This is a genomic window from Psychroserpens sp., from assembly GCF_045105015.1.
Taxonomy (GTDB): Bacteria; Bacteroidota; Bacteroidia; order Flavobacteriales; family Flavobacteriaceae; genus Psychroserpens.
Genome location: NZ_JBGCCX010000155.1, coordinates 1 through 3496 on the forward strand (window position 1 = coordinate 1; position 3496 = coordinate 3496).

A 3496-nucleotide genomic window follows, 5' to 3' on the forward strand; every position below is an offset into this window, starting at 1 on the left:
AATCAGTAAAAGGAATGCTACCTAAAAACAAATTAGGTGCTGAGCTATTCCGTAATCTAAATGTTGTTGTAGGTTCTGAGCACAAACATGAAGCTCAAAAACCTAAAACAATTGACTTAAACAAAGTTAACTAATGGAAGTAATTCACAAAATCGGTCGTAGAAAGACGGCTGTGGCTCGTGTGTAACTTGCTAAGGGAAAAGGCACGGGAACGGTAAACAAAAAAGACATGGAGGCTTATTTTACGACTGCTACATTGCAGTATAAAGTAAACCAACCTTTAACCATGACTAACAACGATGGCAACTTTGATATTACAGTAAACGTTTATGGTGGTGGCATTACAGGCCAAGCCGAAGCGATTCGTTTAGCATTATCTCGTGCAATGTGCGAGATTGATGCAGAAAACAGACTAATATTAAAGCCAGAAGGATTATTAACAAGAGACCCTCGTATGGTTGAACGTAAGAAGTTCGGTCAGAAGAAAGCAAGGAAAAAATTCCAATTCTCGAAACGTTAATCCTATTCTTTTTTTTTTTTTTTTTTTTTCTTCGGAATATAAAAAATTTAAAAAGCTGTTCTGGTCAATCATCAGAACAGCTTTAGATTAAAAAACCGCTGAATTTCCAATTCAGCAATAATTATAAAATCCTGGAACGAGTTCAGGTACAGTTTAGCATCTAAATGGTAAAGGCGAGCGAAAGCAACCACTCTATCATTGCTAATTTAATAGAACGTAAACAATTACAAAATGGAAAAAGTAGAAGTAAAAGACTTACTTGACGCAGGTGTACACTTTGGTCACTTGACAAGAAAATGGGATCCAAATATGGCTCCTTACATCTATATGGAACGTAATGGTATCCATATCATCAACCTTTACAAAACACAAGCTAAAATTGAAGAAACTTCTGAAGCATTGCATAAAATTGCTGCTTCTGGAAAGAAGATTTTATTTGTAGCTACTAAGAAACAAGCTAAAGACATCGTTGCTGAAAAAGCAGGCGCTGTAAACATGCCTTACATTACTGAAAGATGGCCAGGTGGAATGTTAACTAACTTCGTGACAATTAGAAAAGCTGTTAAAAAAATGGCTATGATTGATCGCATGAAGAAAGATGGAACATTCAACTCATTATCTAAAAAAGAACGTTTACAAGTAGATCGTCAAAGAGCTAAATTAGAAAAGAATTTAGGTTCTATTTCAGATATGACACGTTTACCTGGAGCATTATTTGTTGTAGATATCAAACGTGAGCACATCGCAATCAAAGAAGCTCAAAAATTAAACATTCCAATCTTCGCAATGGTAGATACAAACTCTGACCCTCGTGAAGTAGATTACTTAATTCCTGCTAATGATGATGCATCTAAGTCTATCAATAAAATCTTATCAGTAGTAACATCAGCAGTTGCAGATGGTTTAGCTGAAAGAAAATCAGACAAAGCTGTAAAAGATGCTAAGAGTGAAAAATCACCAGCAGCAAAAAAGGAAGTGAAAGCTGAAGCAAAAGTTGAGAAAAAACCTGAAGTAGTTGCAGCACCTGTTGCCACTAACGAAGAAGAATAAATTAACAATTACTCATAATCAAGTCGTCTAATTGTTGTCTTTAAAAACTAATAATTAAACGACTTTTTTAAATTTTATAATACTATGGAAAATACTGTAAAAATTACAGCAGCAGAAGTAAATAAATTAAGACAAGCCACTGGAGCTGGTATGATGGATTGTAAAAAAGCCTTAGTTGAAGCTGGAGGTGATTTTGATAAAGCCATTGAAGTACTACGTAAAAAAGGACAAAAAGTAGCAGAAAAAAGAGCTGACAGAGATTCATCTGAAGGTGCTGCTATCGCTAAAATTAACGCAGACAACACTTCTGGTGTTGCAATCGTATTAGGTTGTGAAACTGATTTCGTTGGAAAAAACGAAAACTTCGTAGCACTAGCTAATCAATTAGCTGATATCGCTTTAAATCACAAAACTAAAGATGAGTTTTTAGCTGCTGATTTTGGTGGAATGACTGTTGCTGAAAAGTTAATAGAACAAACTGGAGTTATTGGTGAAAAATTAGACATCACTGCTTTTGAAAGACTAGATGCTCCTTATGTTGGACAATATGTTCACATCAACAAAATAGCTGCGTTAGTAGGTTTATCTGCAAAAGTAGACAACGTTGAGACTTTAGTAAAAGACGTAGCAATGCAAGTAGCTTCTATGGGAGCTACGACATTATCTTACAAAGATTTTGATGCTGCATTTGTTGCTTCAGAAACTGAAGCTCGTATTGCCGTTATAGAAAAAGATAATATCGAATTAGGACGTTTAGGTAAGACCTTGAAAAATGTACCAAGCTACATTTCTATGGCACAATTAACTCCTGAAGTAATTGCTGCCGCAGAAGAAGCTGCTAAAGCTGAATTAAAAGCGGAAGGAAAACCAGAACAAATTTGGGATAGAATTTTACCTGGAAAAATGGAGCGTTTTATTTCTGACAACACAACTTTAGATCAAGAACAATGTTTACTTGACCAAAAGTTTATCAAAGATGAAAAGAAAACGGTTGCTCAGTATGTTGAATCTTATGGTGACGTTGTCGTTATTGGATTTAAACGTGCTACAGTAGGATAATCTGTTTTATTCTTTTATAAAAATCAAACCTCTCAATTACTGAGAGGTTTTTTTATATCCAATTTCTACTTTTCTAAATTACAATAATGATTATATTTGTTAAACTTTCAACACAATTATGAAATGAGCCAACTCAATTAACTTAGTTTAAAGTTAATTTACATGGCGAATTACATTTGACCTTAAAAGGACAATAGTCAAGAACAAATGAAGTATAAAAGAATACTACTTAAATTATCTGGTGAAGCTCTTATGGGTTCTCGTCAGTACGGAATTGATCCTGAACGATTATCAGAATACGCAAAAGACATTAAAGAAATCACAGATTTAGGTGTGCAAGTTGCGATTGTTATTGGTGGTGGAAATATATTCAGAGGTGTTGCTGGTGCAATGAACGGCATGGATCGTGTTCAAGGTGATCATATGGGAATGTTGGCCACAGTCATTAACGGATTGGCACTACAAAATTCATTAGAAGACGCAGGTGTAAAAACGCGTCTACAAACAGCAATTAAAATTAACGAAGTTGCTGAACCTTTTATTAGACGTAAAGCGATGAGTCATCTTAATAAAGGTCGTGTTGTTATATTTGGTGGAGGAACAGGTAATCCATATTTTACAACAGATTCTGCAGCTGTGTTAAGAGCCATTGAAATTGAAGCTGATGTGATTTTAAAAGGAACTCGTGTTGATGGTATATATACTGCTGATCCTGAAAAGGATTTGAATGCAGTGAAATTTGACCATATTACTTTTGATGATGTATTGCGAAAAGGCCTTAAGGTTATGGATACAACAGCCTTTACATTAAGTCAAGAAAATAAACTCCCAATTATCGTTTTTGATATGAATAAAAAAGGAAACTTA

General features: G+C 34.6%; 3 protein-coding genes and 2 pseudogenes. All 5 read left to right on the forward strand.

The window, feature by feature from the left end; all coding sequences use genetic code 11:
• Positions 1–134, forward strand: a pseudogene (locus tag AB8B90_RS11960) (50S ribosomal protein L13); the annotation flags it as partial.
• Positions 134–520 (forward strand): annotated as a pseudogene (rpsI, locus tag AB8B90_RS11965) (30S ribosomal protein S9). The pseudogenes AB8B90_RS11960 and rpsI, both read left to right, overlap by 1 nt.
• 231 nt (positions 521–751) lie before the next feature.
• Positions 752–1570, forward strand: coding sequence for a 30S ribosomal protein S2 (gene rpsB / locus AB8B90_RS11970; protein WP_405337179.1), 819 nt, complete (start codon positions 752–754; stop codon positions 1568–1570).
• Positions 1571–1654: 84 nt separating this feature from the next.
• Positions 1655–2629, forward strand: a complete 975-nt coding sequence (tsf, locus tag AB8B90_RS11975) for a translation elongation factor Ts (protein WP_405337181.1) — start codon at positions 1655–1657, stop codon at positions 2627–2629.
• Between the two features lie 207 nt (positions 2630–2836).
• Positions 2837–3496, forward strand: a 660-nt coding sequence (gene pyrH, locus AB8B90_RS11980) for a UMP kinase (RefSeq protein ID WP_405337183.1), incomplete at its 3' end; no start/stop codon positions are given.

Coding starts and splice junctions, on each gene's coding strand:
- tsf (WP_405337181.1), top strand. CDS start 1,655: ATGGAAAATACTGTAAAAATTACAGCAGCAGAAGTAAATAAATTAAGA.
- rpsB (WP_405337179.1), top strand. CDS start 752: ATGGAAAAAGTAGAAGTAAAAGACTTACTTGACGCAGGTGTACACTTT.